Origin of the sequence: Pseudanabaena sp. BC1403, from assembly GCF_002914585.1 — a bacterium.
GTDB lineage: Bacteria > Cyanobacteriota > Cyanobacteriia > Pseudanabaenales > Pseudanabaenaceae > Pseudanabaena.
Genome location: NZ_PDDM01000001.1, coordinates 71,764 through 88,920 on the forward strand (window position 1 = coordinate 71,764; position 17,157 = coordinate 88,920).

General features: G+C 41.3%; 21 protein-coding genes. 12 read left to right on the plus strand and 9 right to left on the minus strand.

The window, feature by feature from the left end; all coding sequences use genetic code 11:
* Positions 1 to 587: 587 nt before the first annotated feature.
* From CQ839_RS00340 to CQ839_RS00390, 11 genes are all read left to right on the plus strand, one after another.
* A complete protein-coding gene (locus CQ839_RS00340) occupies positions 588 to 2,018 on the plus strand; it encodes a form I ribulose bisphosphate carboxylase large subunit (protein ID WP_103666300.1) in 1,431 nt (476 codons plus the stop codon).
* A gap of 67 nt (positions 2,019 to 2,085) precedes the next feature.
* On the plus strand, positions 2,086 to 2,595 hold the full coding sequence (locus CQ839_RS00345) for a chaperonin family protein RbcX (protein WP_103666301.1): 510 nt from the start codon (positions 2,086 to 2,088) through the stop codon (positions 2,593 to 2,595).
* A 27-nt stretch (positions 2,596 to 2,622) separates the two neighbouring features.
* Positions 2,623 to 2,958, plus strand: a complete 336-nt coding sequence (locus tag CQ839_RS00350; protein WP_103666302.1) for a ribulose bisphosphate carboxylase small subunit — start codon at positions 2,623 to 2,625, stop codon at positions 2,956 to 2,958.
* Positions 2,959 to 3,157: 199 nt separating this feature from the next.
* Positions 3,158 to 3,256: a hypothetical protein gene (locus CQ839_RS25585; RefSeq protein WP_258040574.1), complete on the plus strand. Its 99-nt coding sequence runs from the start codon at positions 3,158 to 3,160 to the stop codon at positions 3,254 to 3,256.
* Complete coding sequence (locus CQ839_RS00360) at positions 3,246 to 4,115, plus strand: TIGR02391 family protein (RefSeq protein WP_103666303.1); 870 nt, start codon at positions 3,246 to 3,248, stop codon at positions 4,113 to 4,115. Before CQ839_RS25585 ends, CQ839_RS00360 begins: the two co-directional genes overlap by 11 nt.
* Before the next feature lie 146 nt (positions 4,116 to 4,261).
* Positions 4,262 to 4,537 carry a BrnT family toxin gene (locus CQ839_RS00365; protein ID WP_103666304.1) on the plus strand — a complete coding sequence of 92 codons (276 nt, stop codon included), beginning with the start codon at positions 4,262 to 4,264 and terminating at the stop codon, positions 4,535 to 4,537.
* On the plus strand, positions 4,521 to 4,772 hold the full coding sequence (locus CQ839_RS00370) for a hypothetical protein (RefSeq protein WP_103666305.1): 252 nt from the start codon (positions 4,521 to 4,523) through the stop codon (positions 4,770 to 4,772). Before CQ839_RS00365 ends, CQ839_RS00370 begins: the two co-directional genes overlap by 17 nt.
* 185 nt (positions 4,773 to 4,957) lie before the next feature.
* Positions 4,958 to 5,224, plus strand: a complete 267-nt coding sequence (locus CQ839_RS00375; protein WP_103666306.1) for a type II toxin-antitoxin system Phd/YefM family antitoxin — start codon at positions 4,958 to 4,960, stop codon at positions 5,222 to 5,224.
* Positions 5,225 to 5,264: 40 nt separating this feature from the next.
* Positions 5,265 to 5,465, plus strand: coding sequence for a Txe/YoeB family addiction module toxin (locus tag CQ839_RS25935; protein ID WP_103666307.1), 201 nt, complete (start codon positions 5,265 to 5,267; stop codon positions 5,463 to 5,465).
* 54 nt (positions 5,466 to 5,519) lie between these two features.
* A complete protein-coding gene (locus CQ839_RS00385) occupies positions 5,520 to 5,726 on the plus strand; it encodes a hypothetical protein (RefSeq protein ID WP_103666308.1) in 207 nt (68 codons plus the stop codon).
* A 169-nt stretch (positions 5,727 to 5,895) separates the two neighbouring features.
* Entirely contained in the window at positions 5,896 to 6,084 is a 189-nt protein-coding gene (locus tag CQ839_RS00390; protein WP_094532913.1) for a CPXCG motif-containing cysteine-rich protein, read from the plus strand.
* 34 nt (positions 6,085 to 6,118) lie between these two features.
* Here the strand turns inward: CQ839_RS00390 and argF are convergent, their stop codons facing one another.
* The gene (argF, locus tag CQ839_RS00395) at positions 6,119 to 7,030 is read right to left on the minus strand and encodes an ornithine carbamoyltransferase (RefSeq protein WP_103666309.1); all 912 of its coding nucleotides are present in this window, start codon (positions 7,028 to 7,030) and stop codon (positions 6,119 to 6,121) included.
* Positions 7,031 to 7,389: 359 nt separating this feature from the next.
* Between argF and CQ839_RS00400 the strand changes: the two genes are divergently transcribed.
* Positions 7,390 to 10,386, plus strand: coding sequence for a UPF0182 family protein (locus tag CQ839_RS00400; RefSeq protein ID WP_103666674.1), 2,997 nt, complete (start codon positions 7,390 to 7,392; stop codon positions 10,384 to 10,386).
* A 29-nt stretch (positions 10,387 to 10,415) separates the two neighbouring features.
* Here the strand turns inward: CQ839_RS00400 and CQ839_RS00405 are convergent, their stop codons facing one another.
* From CQ839_RS00405 to CQ839_RS00435, 8 genes are all read right to left on the minus strand, one after another.
* Entirely contained in the window at positions 10,416 to 10,988 is a 573-nt protein-coding gene (locus tag CQ839_RS00405) for a YqeG family HAD IIIA-type phosphatase (RefSeq protein ID WP_308455505.1), read from the minus strand.
* 106 nt (positions 10,989 to 11,094) lie between these two features.
* Positions 11,095 to 12,186 carry an endolytic transglycosylase MltG gene (gene mltG / locus CQ839_RS00410; RefSeq protein ID WP_258040575.1) on the minus strand — a complete coding sequence of 364 codons (1,092 nt, stop codon included), beginning with the start codon at positions 12,184 to 12,186 and terminating at the stop codon, positions 11,095 to 11,097.
* Positions 12,149 to 12,703 carry a DUF3727 domain-containing protein gene (locus CQ839_RS00415; RefSeq protein WP_103666312.1) on the minus strand — a complete coding sequence of 185 codons (555 nt, stop codon included), beginning with the start codon at positions 12,701 to 12,703 and terminating at the stop codon, positions 12,149 to 12,151. The genes mltG and CQ839_RS00415 overlap by 38 nt, the downstream gene beginning before the upstream one ends.
* A 791-nt stretch (positions 12,704 to 13,494) precedes the next feature.
* Positions 13,495 to 13,674 carry a hypothetical protein gene (locus tag CQ839_RS24705; protein WP_146048664.1) on the minus strand — a complete coding sequence of 60 codons (180 nt, stop codon included), beginning with the start codon at positions 13,672 to 13,674 and terminating at the stop codon, positions 13,495 to 13,497.
* Positions 13,675 to 13,809: 135 nt separating this feature from the next.
* Positions 13,810 to 14,847: a hemerythrin domain-containing protein gene (locus tag CQ839_RS00420; RefSeq protein WP_103666313.1), complete on the minus strand. Its 1,038-nt coding sequence runs from the start codon at positions 14,845 to 14,847 to the stop codon at positions 13,810 to 13,812.
* A 209-nt stretch (positions 14,848 to 15,056) separates the two neighbouring features.
* Positions 15,057 to 15,569, minus strand: coding sequence for a hypothetical protein (locus CQ839_RS00425; protein WP_103666314.1), 513 nt, complete (start codon positions 15,567 to 15,569; stop codon positions 15,057 to 15,059).
* A 164-nt stretch (positions 15,570 to 15,733) separates the two neighbouring features.
* Entirely contained in the window at positions 15,734 to 15,979 is a 246-nt protein-coding gene (locus CQ839_RS00430; RefSeq protein ID WP_103666315.1) for a GlsB/YeaQ/YmgE family stress response membrane protein, read from the minus strand.
* Positions 15,980 to 16,064: 85 nt separating this feature from the next.
* Entirely contained in the window at positions 16,065 to 16,637 is a 573-nt protein-coding gene (locus tag CQ839_RS00435; RefSeq protein WP_103666316.1) for a hypothetical protein, read from the minus strand.
* Between the last annotated feature and the right edge of the window lie 520 nt (positions 16,638 to 17,157).

A 17,157-nucleotide genomic window follows, 5' to 3' on the forward strand; every position in this document is an offset into this window, starting at 1 on the left:
ATATAAGTCATTAGGATTTCTAATATTTTTTTAATCTTATTAGGATTACTGACTATTCATATTAGTTTTTGTATCAGTATGTATCGGGCGATCGCAAAAACATATTGTTAAATCGCTATTTTTCTTAACATAAACTACCACCCCAACTTACGAACTAATCCTTGTATTTAAAGGGTTTGTGCATATTAGCTTAGAAATATCTCGCAAAAACAAGTACTAGAGGATATATCTAGCTTATTAGAGTTATATAAATTTTTTATATGAATTTGTTCCCAAAAACAGAGAGTTTTAAAAAAATTTTTTCAAAAAAAGTAAATGTAGATACGCACTTTATGTTTAAATTAGAGACATCGCTCAAGGACTTCTCACGAAGAATTCCTGATAGGATTAACTTATATAAAGCAAAAAAGTATTCCACCAAAGAAGCAGATATCAAAGGGCTAATTAGATTTTTAATAGATTTTCAATCTTTCTTTAATTCTCGATTTGACTACTGACTCTGACTCTTTAGTTCTTTTTGCATCGCAATTTGCAGATTACCGTTTGCAGTCTATTGATTTTCATTCAACCATAGTAAGGAGATATTAATGTCTTACTCAAAAACACAGTCTAAAGCCAAGGCTGGGTACGACGCAGGTGTTCAGGACTATAAACTAAAGTACTATACCCCCGATTACACACCCAGAGATACTGACCTTCTCGCTGCTTTTCGTTTCGTGCCTCAACCAGGCGTACCTCCAGAAGAAGCTGCTGCTGCGGTAGCTGCTGAATCTTCGACAGGTACATGGACAACTGTATGGACAGACTTGTTGACCGACCTCGATCGCTACAAAGGTCGTTGCTATGATGTCGAACCAGTAGCCAACGAAGACAATCAATACATCGCTTACATCGCCTATCCTCTTGACTTGTTTGAAGAAGGTTCTGTAACCAACTTGCTAACCTCATTGGTTGGTAACGTATTCGGTTTCAAAGCTCTTCGCGCATTGCGTCTAGAAGACATCCGCGTACCTATTGCATACTTGAAGACATTCCAAGGACCTCCTCACGGTATCCAAGTTGAACGCGACAAGTTGAACAAGTATGGTCGTCCTCTATTGGGTTGTACCATCAAGCCTAAATTGGGTCTATCTGCTAAGAACTACGGTCGTGCAGTATACGAATGTCTTCGCGGCGGTTTGGACTTCACCAAAGACGACGAAAACATCAACTCTCAGCCTTTCATGCGCTGGCGCGATCGCTTCCTGTTTGTACAAGAAGCAATCGAAAAAGCCCAAGCTGAAACTGGCGAAGTCAAGGGTCACTACTTGAACGTTACCGCTCCAACCTGTGAGCAAATGATGGAACGTGCAGCTTTCGCAAAAGAAATCGGCACTCCAATCATCATGCATGACTTCTTGACTGGTGGCTTCACAGCTAACACCACTCTTGCTAAGTATTGCCGAGACAATGGCTTGCTCTTGCACATTCACCGCGCAATGCACGCTGTTATCGACCGTCAAAAAACTCACGGGATTCACTTCCGCGTTTTGGCTAAGTGTCTTCGTATGTCTGGTGGTGATCACCTCCACTCTGGAACCGTTGTTGGTAAGCTCGAAGGCGAAAAGGGAATCACCATGGGCTTTGTTGACCTAATGCGTGAAGACCACATCGAACTCGATCGCGAACGTGGTATCTACTTCACTCAAGATTGGGCTTCTATGCCTGGTGTTATGCCCGTTGCTTCGGGTGGTATCCACGTATGGCACATGCCTGCGCTCGTCGAAATCTTCGGCGATGACTCTTGCCTACAGTTCGGTGGTGGTACTTTGGGTCACCCATGGGGTGCTGCTCCTGGTGCAACCGCTAACCGCGTTGCTCTCGAAGCTTGCGTACAAGCACGTAACGAAGGTCGCGACATGATGCGTGAAGGTGGTGACATCCTTCGTGAAGCTGGTCGTTGGTCTCCTGAATTGAACGTTGCTCTTGAACTCTGGAAAGAAATCAAGTTTGAATTTGAAGCAATGGATACCGTCTAATCGATTTGCTATTGTGAGAATGGGCTACGCTCATTCTCACAAAAAAACTCTTGGTTAAGTTCAGTCTATGGATATTAAGCGCAGTACTAAGTCCACAGCCAATATGTTGATCAATTTTTTGACCTTCGAGGCTGTCAAGACTATCGGGGAGCAATTGCAGGAAACTGATAAGTTAAAAGCTCTTTGGTTTAATCAATTCTCGACGCGCGAAAGACTTCAAAATGGCGAACTTTATATCAAAGACCTATTTGCGGTCAACCAAGAGATGGCTTTTCGGGTAATGACAGTGCGAGAGTATTTGGCTAATGAAATTTTAGAATTTTTGCCAGAGATGACTCGTACTGGAATCCAGCAATCAAATATGCAACTTCGCCGTCAGCATTTTGAACATATCATGAGTGTTCAGGCTTCTGAAGGATATGCAGAATGCGAGAATTTAGATTCTGAGCTAGATACTGGGGTTGATGAGAAAAGCAATCTAGAATCTAATTTAGAAGTTAATCTTGAACATCCTTTAGAAGCAGATGTTGATTCAGGTGTTGATGGCGATCGCGCTACCACTCAACAAAATCAATAGAAACATAATTATAATCGCGAGAAAATAATGCAAACTTTGCCAAAAGAGCGTCGTTACGAAACTCTTTCTTATCTTCCCCCTTTGAGCGATGCTCAAATCACTCGTCAAATCGAGTACACCCTTCAACAAGGTTTCTACCCTGCGATCGAATTTAACGAAGATTCCGATCCTGCAATCCACTACTGGACTCTTTGGAAGTTGCCCTTGTTCAACGCCAGAACTCCTCAAGAAGTTTTGACCGAAGTTCAAGCTTGCCGCTCTAGCTATCCTGGTAGCTTCATCCGCGTTGTTGCTTTCGACAACATCAAGCAGTGCCAAGTCCAAAGCTTCATCGTACACAAGCCTAACGCTGCTCGTTACTAAGCTTTAACAAAATAAAAAAGCCCCGCAATGCGGGGCTTTTTTATTTTGTTGTATTTAGATATAAAATCATACAAACTCAGGGTAAATCAATGCTTTATATTCCAAAGCAATATTTTTTTGATGTGCAGTACTGCCCCCTTGCGGTGCAAATCCCCATAGCTTATATAATCAAATCGAAGAAATTTTAGAAAACTTTGGTTTGGCTAAGTTGATGCAGGACGTAGATGGTGATGAGTTACTTTCTGGTGATACGGCTTACTTTTACTATCAATCATTGAAATTACAACATGCTGATTAACTCAGAAAAACTTGCTAAGATTCAATATCACGGAGAATACGGCATAACCCGAAGTTGTTTAAATGCAATTACTAGACTTATCCAGTCTGGTTGTCAAATAAAAGAAATCAAGTTATTAACATTTGGAAATCGGCACTGCTTTTTACTATCTGTGGAAATGGAAGGTAGTTACATTGCTATAAAATCAGGATTTGCATCGGGATATTCTGGTGAAGGTCCAAGGGGATTAGCTCATTCACTCATACTTCTACGTCAATACGTATCTTGGATTGAGGAATACGATGTGTCGCGAGAAATTTTTGAACGGATAAATACTTCTTGTTTACTAGTATCAGATATAGATGAGATCAATAAGTTAGCGCAAGTTACTGATTATAGGATTTCTGATTATATCTATCTAGCGGATGACTTATCTTTTGACAACAAAGAAAACCACAAAATTCTAAGGTACGATTTTCCCAGTATAGTTCCTCTAAGATTTGTTGATTTTCGTATTATAGATTTAGCATTGAGAATCAAAGATGAACCTGACACAACCCTTATGTCATCTTACAGAAGACTAGAAGGAATTATCCGAAAGCGTACTGGTATTGAAGGCGATGTAATAGGATCTAAACTTTTTAATAAAGCTTTTCGAGGTGAAAATGCCCCACTATATTGGGAAAATATTGAACCTGCTGAACGAGAAGGAAGAGCCTATATGTTTGAGGGTATCTACTTGGCATTTCGTAATCGACGGGCACATCGTGAGCTTGAATTGAGCTTAGATGAAGAGATACGGGAGTTTATGTTAGTTAACGAACTTTTTCTCCTTGAATCTCAAGCAATTGACAGACCCCAAAAGAAAGAGGAAATATAGACGAATAAATTGGATACTCGCTGTTTATTGATGTTTGATTGGTGCGATCGCTTTGTTGTGTGGAGATGAAATGGCGATCGCAGGTTGTTGATTTTGATTAGGGGCGATCCACTATAATTCTAAGAATAATGTTAAACAATTAACTCATGCTGTTTGATTGGGATGAAACCAAAGCCAAAAGTAACCTAGCTAAACATGGAGTATCCTTTGATGAAGCAACCTCTGTCTTTGACGATCCTTTGTTTTTAACTTTTGCCGATCCGACACATTCCATCCAAGAACAACGTTTTATTATTATGGGAGAATCGGCTAGAGGTAGACTACTAGTCGTATCTTATACAGAAAGACAAAATACAACACGCCTAATTAGCGTCCGTCCAGCTACTCGTAAAGAACGTAAAGCATATGAATCAGAACTTTGAGATTGACATGGAAGATGATTTACTTCCTGAATATGATTTTACTCAAATGACCGTTGTTGCTCGTGGTCAGGGAAGAAATAGAAGCACTGTCACCGTCAACCTAGATCCTGATGTTGCTAAGTTATTTCCAAATTCGGGATCAGTCAATGAAGGTCTAAGATTGCTAATGCGATTAATTAACCAAAATTCATCACAATTAGACGACCAGTTATCAATGAAATCTGAAAATCCGTAAATCTCGATTATCTAATCAAATACTAATGGCGATCGCTGGTTTGATATTTGGTTAGGGGCGATCGCTTTGAGGTGGGGAAGGGGCTAGCACTTATTGATATTTGATTGGGGCAATGTGAGCAGGTCATGCTTTAAACGATCATAGGTTAGAATATTATGCAAACTTGTACCTGAGACTATTAAGCCATGTCAACACAGCAAGTCACATTCCAAGAATGCAATACTCAATTTGCAAAAATTTTTGAGAGAGTTCTGCAAAATCATGAAGTTATTTCAGTTTATAAAGAACCTGAGAAGAGCATTGTGATTTTGGATGAAAGAGAATATAGCAGCTTAATGGAAACATTGTATTTATTAAGCAACCCAGTCAATAGAGAGCGCCTATATCAAAGTATTTCACAGCATGAACAAGGAAAAGTAAGAGAAATAGATGTTAAGGCTTACTTGGACTGAGAACGCTTTAAAAGATTTGGATTGGTGGCAGTAGAATGACATCAAGCTATTAAGAAAAATAATTCAAATTTGTCTTGAAATTTGCAAAGATCCCACAAAGGAAATTGGAAAACCTGAGCCACTAAAGTTTGATTTGCAAGGATATTGGTCAAGACGCATTAATCAGGAGCATCGGATTATTTATACTTTCGATGAAAGCCAAGTCACCGTTATTCAGTGCCGATTTCATTATCAAAAATAGACATTGAGTCAGGTTACGAGATCGCTGTCCAAATCCCAATGGAGTAATAAATTTATGCAAGTAGAAGTTTTAGAGCGAATCTCACCCAAAGATGCAGATGTTATTTTAAAGTTTTTGCCTGAGAGAATTCGAGCAGCAATTATTTCCCGTGCCAAAGAAATAGATTATCCAATTGAAGCAACCCTTGAAATGGCGATCGCCAGTTTTTTGGATACAGAGGCAATAAGTTTTGCAGTCTGTAAACCAAATCGTGGATATTAAACCAGAAAACAGGCGATCGCAATTTGTTGATGTTTGATTGAGTGCGATCGCTTTTGTGGTGTGAAGATGAATGAACGATCGCAGCCGACAACCTGAGATCGCTCATTCTACTTTGAGAAATATTCAAGTTGCCCATTTAATCGCGTACAATACGATCAAATTTTAAGCCATGCAAGATACTGCTGAATATACCTGCGCTTTTTGTGGGGAGACCAATACGACATTTGTTGATTTCAGTGGAGGAATGCAACAGTCGTATGTAGAAGATTGTCAGGTTTGCTGTCAGCCCAATATTTTGTATATTCAGATTGACGAAGACACTTTAGATATTGAAATTAACAGTGAACCAGAAAGTTAGTTTAGATTAAATCCGCGCAAAGCGCGGATTTAATCTAAAGAACGCTAGCTAGCAAGGCTTTTTGAGCATGAAGACGATTTTCGGCTTCATCCCAAATGCGAGACTGTGCACCTTCCATTACTTCATCAGTAATTTCCTCACCACGATGCGCAGGTAAGCAATGTAGGGCGATCGCATCTTTATCTGCCAGAGCCATTAACCCTGCATTCAATTGATAGGGCTGAAAAATGGGAATCCGATCTTCTGCTTCTGATTCCTGTCCCATACTTGCCCATACATCTGTATACAGGACATGCGCTGCTAGTGATGCTAATTTAGGATCATCTGTAACGATTACTTCGGAAGTAATAGCTAGAGCTTTTGCTTGAGCAACAACAGCAGGATCAGGCATGAAATCTTTTGGTGAAGCAATGCGAACATTCATGCCAACAAGAGCGCAGCCAATCATCAGGGAATGCGCCATATTATTGCCATCTCCAAGATAAGTGAGGGTCAACCCTTTCAAAGAGCCGAAGTTTTCCATCACAGTTAGTAAATCTGCTAGGACTTGACATGGATGCTCCAAATCGCTCAGGGCATTGATAATCGGCATCTTTGAGAATTTGGCAAAAGTCTCTAACTCAGCTTGCTCAAAAGTGCGAATTGCCAAAACATCCAAATAGCGATCGAGTACTCTGGCGGTATCCTCTATCGGCTCACCCCGACTGACTTGCGTCACATTTGGATCGAGGTCGATGACATGTCCTCCCAGTTGATGCATGGCGACGGTAAAGCTAACTCGCGTTCTTGTTGACGCTTTGCGAAAAAGCAATCCAAGGGTTTTACGCTGAAAGTCAAACTGGACTTCTCCTGCTTTGAGTTGTTTTGCAAGAGTTAGCAATTCCTGAATTTCGCTTGGTTGCAAATCTGCCAAACTAAGAAGATCGCGTCCCTGAAGGTTTCCCATTGTTGTTAGTTAGAAAAGATCTTGTAATGACTGTATCATCAACTTACAGCGCTTTACCCTGAATCAAAAACGGCTTTTCTGGGAAAGTAATGTAAAGCAGTATTTTTCTGAAAAAGTTATGAGTTTTGATTAATTGACAAAGTGCGATCGCCTCTAGCTTCTACAGGAATTTCGCTACGCAACTCGTTTCAAAGGGTCTGAGCTTTTAGCCCTCACTGTAGTGCTACTGAAGTAATACCAATTAACAAAAGTGTGCCGACACTTTTGTTAATTAGAAACCAAACCCAGAAAGGGTTTTAAAAACGCAAAATGGCGTAGCCATTTTGTGTTTTGGTATAATGACGATTCTAGATAAAATTATGAAGTTAATCTCTACAAAACTAACCACATTTAATTTGTCTAAGCGCTATTACCTTTGGGCATTGTTGGGGATTGCGGGTTTAGTTTTGACCAGTGAAATCGTGGCGCGATTGGGAGCCGAGATTTTATGGTTTCAAGAAATGGGCTACTTGCCAATGTATTTGTTGCGGCTTACTTGGCAAATTGGGCTGGGCAGTGCCGTATTCGCGATCGCTTTAGTCTATCTACTTAGAAATTTGCAGACTGCTGAAACGCTGAAATATGATGATTTGCCTAGCGATGCTGAACAGAAACAGTCAAAAATACGAAGGCGAGCATCTCCAAATCAGCAACTAAATAAGCAGCAAGCAATATCATCCAAATATATCCCAACTTCTCTGCGATTGCGTTGGCTATTGCCTCTAGTTCTTGGCTTGAGCCTACTAATTTGCTTGCTCATAATTCATTATGGACAGGTCGCGATCGCGCAATGGCAGCCGTCAGTCATTCAGCCAAGTATTGCCCCAATTCCCCCTTTACTATTTAGACCAGATCTGATTGGTCAACTGGCAATTCAGATTGTAAGAGAGCGACTCCCAGCAGCCGTGACGATTGGGGTGGCGATCTCCTTGTTGGTTTACCCCAAGTTTTTACTGAAAGCGATCGCATTTTTGATTAGTGCATTTACAGCATGGGTGATCTCGCGGCAGTGGATGCGAATTATTCCTTACTTTCAATCCACTAGTTTTGAACGAACTGAGCCAGTTTTCAATCAAGATATTAGCTTTTATATATTCAATTTGCCCACATTGGAAGTTTTGGAATTTGGGCTAGTCGGTATTTGTCTATATGGTTTTATCGCCGTACTTTTAACCTATTTGCTATCGGGGAATAGCCTGAGCGAAGGTAAATTTATCGGCATTTCCCACGCTCAACAGCGCCATCTTTACGGACTTGGCGGTGTTGTGATGTTGAGCATTGGATTTAGTTATTGGCTCAATCGTTATGAACTTTTATATTCACCACGCGGCGTTTCTTTCGGAGCTAGCTATACCGATAATGTCGTGCAGTTGCCAGTCTACACAGGACTAAGTATTTTAGCTTTAGCGATCGCTATTTACTTGATTTTGAGATGGATTAGATTTCATCACCAGCCTGTCAGCCGTAAGCCCGTAGTAGCAACCCTAATTATATATCTGGTGATGGCGTTTGGGCTAGGTGAGGGTTTACCGATTGCTGTGCAATCACTGATCGTACAGCCTAATGAACTTGCCCGTGAGCAGCCATATATTCAACGCACGATATCCTTAACCCGTGAAGCCTTTGGACTTGAAAGTATTAGTTCTCAAGTTTTTAATCCACAGGGCAAATTAACGGAAAAATCTATTCAAAAGAATGATCTTACAGTTCGGAATATTCGACTTTGGGATAAACAACCACTACTTGCGACCAATCGCCAACTTCAACAAATCCGTCTTTATTACAGTTTTCCTGATGCGGATATTGATCGCTATACGATTAATGAAGAGAAGCTATCCAAAACTGCGGCTAGTCAGCAACAGGTACTCATCGCAGCGAGAGAATTAGACTATGCGGCAGTTCCTCAAGAAGCACAAACTTGGGTTAACCAACATTTGATTTATACCCATGGTTATGGATTTACCCTGAGTCCTGTCAATCGGGTTGCGGCTGGGGGCTTACCTGAATATTTCATTAAAGATATTGGCATCACCGAAGGTACTCCTCTCACCACTTCTAGCGAGGCAGTGCGAACAAGTATCCCGATTGGTCAGCCCCGTATTTATTACGGAGAGAATACTGACACCTATGTGATGACTGGCACAAAGGTAAAGGAGCTAGATTATCCTAGCGACAATGATAATGTTTACAACATTTACGATGGAAGAGGTGGGCTTGCCCTTGATTCATGGTGGAGGCGAATGCTATTTGCCAAATATCTGAATGATTGGCGCATGGCGGTAACTCCAGAATTTCAGCCCGAAACTAAGCTACTGTTTCGGCGGAACATTATGCAAAGAATTAAGGCGATCGCACCATTTTTGCGCTATGACAGCGATCCTTATTTAGTGGCGGCAAGCACCAAGTCACAAGCTAATAATCAAGCTAATGATCCCAGTAATCTCTACTGGATTGTTGATGCCTATACAACTAGCGATCGCTATCCCTATTCTGATGTTGGTAAAGAAGGAATTAATTACATTCGCAACTCGATCAAAGTTGTGATTGATGCATATCACGGCAATGTGAATTTCTATATTGCTGAGCCCAGCGATCCGATTATTCACACATGGGCAAAGATTTTTCCTGATTTGTTTAAACCCATGAGTGCAATGCCTGAAGCCTTACGGCAGCATTTGCGCTATCCCGTGGATTTATTCTCAATTCAGTCAGAACGCTTGATGACCTATCACATGACTGATGCTCAAGTGTTCTACAACCGTGAAGATCAATGGCAAATCCCCAATGAAGTCTATGGGGATAAACCGCGTTTGGTGGAGCCATATTATTTGATTACGAGTTTACCTGATGTTCCCTTTGAAGAGTTCATTCTGCTATTGCCATTCACTCCTAAAGAACGAACAAATCTTGTAGCTTGGATGGCGGCGCGATCGGATGGAGAGAACTATGGCAAACTTCTGCTTTATACTTTTCCTAAACAAATACTTGTCTATGGACCCGAACAAATCGAAGCCAGAATCAACCAAGATCCAGTTATTTCTCAACAAATTTCGCTCTGGAATCGTCAGGGTTCACGAGTGATTCAAGGAAATCTGTTGATCATTCCCATAGAACAATCACTCTTATATGTAGAACCACTCTATTTAGAATCAACTCAAAATAAATTGCCGACCCTAGTCCGCGTAATTGTTGCCTATGAAAATCGCATTGTGATGGCACAAACTTTACAACAAGCGATCGCAGCGATCTTTAAGCCTGCGCCAGAAATTACTCCACCGATCATTCGCCCAGTCGAAGCACCGACTTTGCAACCTTAAAAAATGGGTGTGCTATGCACACCCATTTTTTAAATTTTCACACCAGATTTACGGGCAATCCAAATTTCCCAATTGCGGAGAAAACTCGATCGCGCTTTAAATATTGTGGCAATCGATGGCTTGAACACAAGCTCTTCACAAGGAGGCTGCACCAAAATTGTAAATAAGCCTAAACGATTACCGACAATGGTATCCGTAAATAGGCGATCGCCTACCATCGCCACTTGAGAAGCTGGCAATTCCATTGCTTCGAGAACTTGACGTACAACTCGACGAGAAGGTTTGCCTGCGCGACTACGATAGGGAAGATTTAAACTCTCGGCGACCCTTTGAATGCGGCGATCGCTAAAGTTATTGCTAGCTAGCCAGATGGGATATTTTGTCCGCATTAGCTCAATCCAAATACGAATTTCCGCTGACACATCGGCTTCATCATCACCAATTAATGTATTATCCACGTCCAAAATCAAGCCGCGCAAACCGTGAGTTCCCATTATTTGTGGAGTGATTGCGTAAATTGGTGCTGACAAAACTAAGTCAGGAGAAATAAGTTGCCAAGGTTTCACAAATATTTTAAAAATGTTAATTAAATAATTAAGAATATTTTACAGCGCTTTGCGCTAGAACAGTTGCGCCTCGCCTAAGTGTTCAGTAAAAAACAAAAGAGAGTTGCGGCGCTTCGCGCCGCAACTCTCTTTTGTTTTTTGATTACTGTTTGGGTGTTTTTTGCTGGATTTTTTTGTCGATCACTTGCAATGCTTTTTCATGATCTTCTAAGGTGCGGCTAAATACATGACTACCATCAAACTTAGCCACAAAGAACAAATAGTCGGTGGTTGCAGGATCAAGAGTTGCCTTGAGACTAGCTAATCCGACTGAAGCGATCGCCCCTGGAGGTAGCCCTTCATTTAGATAAGTGTTATAGGGCGAATCAGTCCGCACCTGTTCTAGAGTAAGTGGATTTTCAGGAGTTTGTTTGATATTTAAGCCATATTCGACCGTGGGGTCGGACTCTAAACGCATATTTTTTTTGATGCGATTCCAAAAAACGCCTGAAATTATCCGACGCTCTGATTCAATTACCGCTTCTTTTTCAACAATACTTGCCAGAGTGACCCAATCTTTGAGACTAACTTTGACCTTCGGCTTACCAGACTGATTTTCTTGATAAACAGGTAAAGCTACTTGTTCAAAGCGATCAAGCATCAAATCGATTATGCGATCAGGTGTCGCTTCTGATGGCAAGATTTGATAAGTATCAGGAAATAGAAACCCCTCCAAACTGGGCACATCTTCAGGAATCCAGTTTCGTCGCCGAGGACTGACACGCTGAGCTGCCGCCACAAAATCCTTAGCCGTAAAAAAACCCTGTTTCTCAAATAAATCTGCCATCTGTGCGATCGACCAACCTTCAGGAATCGTAAATCGAACTTCCGAGGATTTCGCAGTCTGAATTTGAGCAACAACTTCTGGCAATGACTGATTAGTAGCAAAGTCATAGGTTCCTGCTCTCAAGGCTACTGGCTCATTGCTTCGCAATGATTGCCACGTAACCCACAAACGCAGAGCCAAGCTAGAGCGAATTACGCCTGCTGCTTCTAGCTCTTGCGCGATCGCTTGGGTTGGCATCCCATCGGATATAGTTAATCGAATCTTTGCCCCAAAATTGCTAGGTGCTGCACTTGCCCAAATCCACCAAGAACTGCTAACGAAGCCAGTAACTAGGATAGTTAAAGGGACGGCAACACCATAAAACAGCCAATTATGACTCTTCTTCGGCATCTTCTGTGCTGAGGACATGGTCTAAATATTGCTCCACATAAGGCTCAAGGGCTACCATTTCATCAGGAGTGAGAATTTCTGGTTGACCATCATCTCCAACTTTAGCAATAAACATCAATGGATCTAGGGATGTAAATACAGAAAAAGCTTGCTCTTCATAATAGAAATGGGCTAACTCTTGAAATTCACCACAGTTCCCATCTTCTTCGGTATCAATCTCAATGATATCGTCTTCAGTTGGTTCAGGTAATTCGCCCTGAACGGTCAATGTATGGGCAGAACGTTTGAGGGAAAGATTTTGTTCTGCTAAAACCGCCTGAGCTACTGGGAAAATTAGATCAATTTCCTCTTCAGTGACATCGACTAATTCAGTCTCTTCTTCGTCATCAGTTTCTTGCCATGCAAAGATTTGCACGGAAAAGTCCACTGGTTGCAGCAACAAGTATTCGGTGCTGTCCACTTTAAACGCGGTTTCGACAGTACAAGGCAAGCTCTTACCTGCGTCATCCGTAAGTATGATCGTCGATCCTTCCATAGATTGCTGTTTTGTATCCTATAGCACTACTAGCTCAGAGAAACCCTCTTGTATAAGGCTTTTGGCGCTTTTAAGCATTATGACAGCAAATGTGACAGTTATAACGTCACCTACTAAAACAGGATGACTCAAATGGTGGTGCTAAACAGGTAAGAATGGGCGGCGCTTTGCGCCGCCCATTCTTACCTGTTTAAATCCTTACTTTGCTCAAATAGCTTTTGTATTGACAGTACTTTTTGGCAAAAAAGTATATGAAACTTTCTGGGGACAATACTTCGGACGAATTTAAAATTCGGAACAAAAAAGTTATTCATCGACCTTTGCGATCGCAAAGGTCGATGGCTGGCACGGGGGCATAGCCCCTACTAAATCCGAATTGTTCAGGTAGGAGCAATGCCCGTGGTTGACCTGTCAGGCTGGCAGCAGGAGATTCATCATTTGGGTTCCATGCAACATCAGTTATTAACGTTGAATATTTGTTGAAGCACGATCCCAAGCATCTTTTACAGCATGTTTAGCTTGTGCCCAAGGTAAATTTCCAGTTTGATTTGTTTGATAATCACGCTTCAAATCTGTCTCAACTTCGCTGTAAGTCCGACCACTATGCCCATAGCGATCGCGCCCTTCTTAGCTCACTTTAAAGAGATATTAGTGGTGTTTCCCCTTAAAAAGAATGATCATAGCTATAGCAATTTCTATGCTGGTGAGTTACAGGCAGGGGGCTTAAGCCCTTTGTTCAGATAGCTTGGATAAAACCATATGTACCTCACTAGATTGAGAACGGCTATATGCTATGTAAGTCCTATAGAATTTACGTGGCGAGTATGAACACTGTTAACACATACACTTGTGCAAGATGTTGAAGCGGCTAATCCCAAAAAAGCATCCCAACGGTCGCGATAGCTGAAATCTCCAACATTAATAACTTGTCGCTCTGTAGAAGTTTCCCAAGGTCGTTCAGAATTAATCATGATCTTCGCTCCTGTAATATAGCAATCCTAAATAAATCGTGAGAAGTAAAAGTCCATAACAAGGGGCTTAAGCCCCTTGGCTTTCTCACATCTCATTTAGGATCGCTATATGGTTTGATGCAAGAACTAGAAAATCTAGTGAGAAGCAGAAGCGAGTCGATGATCTTGAATCTTGCTCTTGGCAGTCTTAAAATCAGTCGCGAGTTGCTTCTGTTGTTCATCGCCAAAACTACCATTAATGCGAGGGAACATTTCATCCTCTTCTTCTTTAATGTGAGCACTGACATCCGATGCCAGAATCTCTACCGCAGCTTTAAAAGCTACCGTATCGTCACAGTTCATGGCTTTAATCTGTTCAAGCTTTTGCTTCATTTCTGCTTGTTCGTCATACAGATGCTGAATGTCGTTGTAGTAAGGACGCACAACTGGATAGATAACTTCCTCCTCGGCGGCAGAGTGAGCGCTCAAGTCTTGGTAGACCTGCCCAAAATACTCCTCTATCTTTTGAGGATCGTCAGTGGCTTTAATCTGAGAAAGCAGAGCAAAGACCTTAGTATGATCGAGTCGAATAAGATCACAGATCTTGATCTCATGGTCGTTACGACTAATGATACTGCCAGCAATACCACTTAGGGCTGCGATGGAATCCTGTACTCTTGACCACAGTCCGCTATCAGAAGGCTTGCCTGTGAGTTCCATAGTACTCAGAGACTCCATGATCCCTTTGAGTTGCTCTTCATGTCCACGATTTTCAAAGTTGACCGCATTGAGAGGGGCGATCGCGACAGCAATATCTGCTCCTACCACTTGACCAGCCTTGTGAACAAGAATTCCTGCCATTGCTTGAGTGTGTTTAAGAAGTTCATGCTTTGCTACTTTATCAAACAAAGAGAGATCTGAATTCTTCATCATTTTACTGACTTCTTCAAACTCTTGATGAATTGTCGATTTTGGTTCAGCTTTAATCCCATACTGCACAATTACAGTATCGATAATGCCTAAATTCTTCTGATCGTCTCTGAGAAAGCCTTCTAAGCGATTGGTGATCTCTCGATCTGGACAAGCCTCGATTAAACTCTTTTCATTGGCAATCAGCAAGTTTTGAGTTGCTTTCATATCTGCCAATTTGACTGCGATCGCAGTACGTTTGTTGTCTTCGAGTGTTACTGACATTTAGATTGCTCCTTTGTGTAATTAAGAGATGTTTACTTCTCTTTTACAAAATCATGGCATCGGAATGTCTAACTACTTGAGTGACTTGATTAACTTGCTCTACTACGAAACAAAGTGTAATAGAACATGAGTTCCATTACACTTTGTTAAAAAGCCAAAAGCTGAGCCGCCCGTATAGTGGGTGGCTCAGCTTTTGGCTAGCGACCTAATTAACGTCGAATCATGGTAGAAGCACGATCCCATGCATCTTTTACTGCATGTTTAGCTTTTTCCCAAGGCAAATTTCCAGTTTGATTTGTTTGATAATCGCGCTGCAAATCTGTCTCAACTTCGCTGTAAGTCCGACCACTATGACCATAGCGATCGTAGCCTTCATAGCCAGTGCGGTAGGCTGGTTGATAATCTTCGTAGGTTTTGTCTTGCTCAGCATAGGAGCTAGAAGTATAAGTCTCCTGCCAATTGGTTTCTTCAAAAGTTGGATTAACTTGTTCGGCAACATCCTTCCCAGCCAAACCACCAACTACTGAGCCAATCACTGCACCAACTACAGCACCAACTGGCCCACCAACAGCGCCACCGATGACTGTCGCTACAGTCCCAGCACCTGCGGCTCCCACACCTGTTCCGAGGGGATGCGCTCCTACTTCTCCAGAAAGTGGATCGAGATTCGCATCGCTTTGGTCAGTGGGATTGACATCTCTGTTTACGGTTCTATTAGTCATTTTTACTTGTCCTATAAATAATTTGTTTGCAAGTTGTCCAAAACCTTGAAATTGGAAGCATTTCTGTAATTCTTACAGTGCTTTACACTGAATCTAGAACCAATATTTTTGTTGAAAGTAATGCAAAGCATTACTTTCAACAAAAATATTTCTGTAAATAGCTTCTAAGCAGATCTAACTAGGCGAATCCCATATAGTAAAACCACCGCACCAATGGTTGCCACGATCAAGCTGCCAAGTAAGCCGCCGCCTGTAGAGACACCAAATGTATTAAATAGGAAGCCGCCCAACAATGCACCGACAATCCCGACAATAATGTCGCCCAGCACACCAAAGCCTCCACCACGGACGATCTGACCAGCTAAAGCTCCAGCCACGAGTCCGATCAAAATAAACCAAATAAATTCCATAAGATTCTCTCCGTTTATCTATTTCAAGTATTTGTGCATGAGAGGATAGTCGGCGCAGATCATCACCTATCCATAGTTACCGAATTTACTGACCTAAGAAGTTTTTGACAGAGTCAATTGCTTCTTCAACCTTGTTTCCAGCTTTGTCAGATAGGTCTTTGGTATTTGCCTTAACGTCATCAGCGCGATCGCCTGCTATTTCCTTAGTTTTCTCAACACCATCACCAATTTTGTTCTTGGCATCTTTAGCCATATCCTTGGCTTTGCCCATATTTTCCTTGGTGCCTTCTTTCACGTTTTTGGCTAAATCCTTGGCGCGATTTTGAGCTTCTTTAGCAATGTCTTTAGAGGTGTCGGCAAGTTTATCAATCACCTTATCAGTTCTACCATCGCGAAGATCGCGACCGATTTCCTTAGTGATACCTGCGGCTTTGTCGATCGCCATGTCTGTCTTCACACCTTGCGTCATTTTGTCAACTTGACTGCCAAAGCTTGCTAAAGGAGATGCGATCGCCCCAGAACTAAAAAATGTCACTTGCAACATCAAAACTAGTGCAAACCCAAAAGCGAAAAGAAGTCCTTTCTTAACACCATTCAGTACCGCAGTAACTGGATCGTTAAAGTTACTAGCGTTGCCACTATCTAAAATACTAGCCATTTGTTTCACCTGTTAAGTTTTGTACATGTACTCGTGAGTCAAGCCCTAAACTAACAGGCTATTGTTTGATTTCATGCTTGAAGAGTGTATGAATTGAATGATTTGTACTAAAACAAAACAAATCTTTACAATGCAAATATCTAGTTTCTTAAAGATTAGCAAAAACAAAAAAGTATCTCGTTCTAAATGATTAGAATTAATTCATCAATTGTCTCTAATCATTTAGAAACCTCAGAATAATTAAAACCCAGATCTAAAATCTGTACCACCTATACAATAATCAGTATAGGTTTTAGAGATTTATATTTAGTTGCACCTATTTACTTAGGACAGAAAATCTCTCCTTCAGCTAATCTTAAATTACTATATTTATCAAAGGGAATAGAACTATATTAGTTGTAACGATTTAAGTACTATTAAACCATCTTATACAATTTATTCACTTTCTGATATCTGCTTATACATGATTTATTACATGCAGGTGTGAGACTAGGTCACATAGGTAAATTACTAATATTAA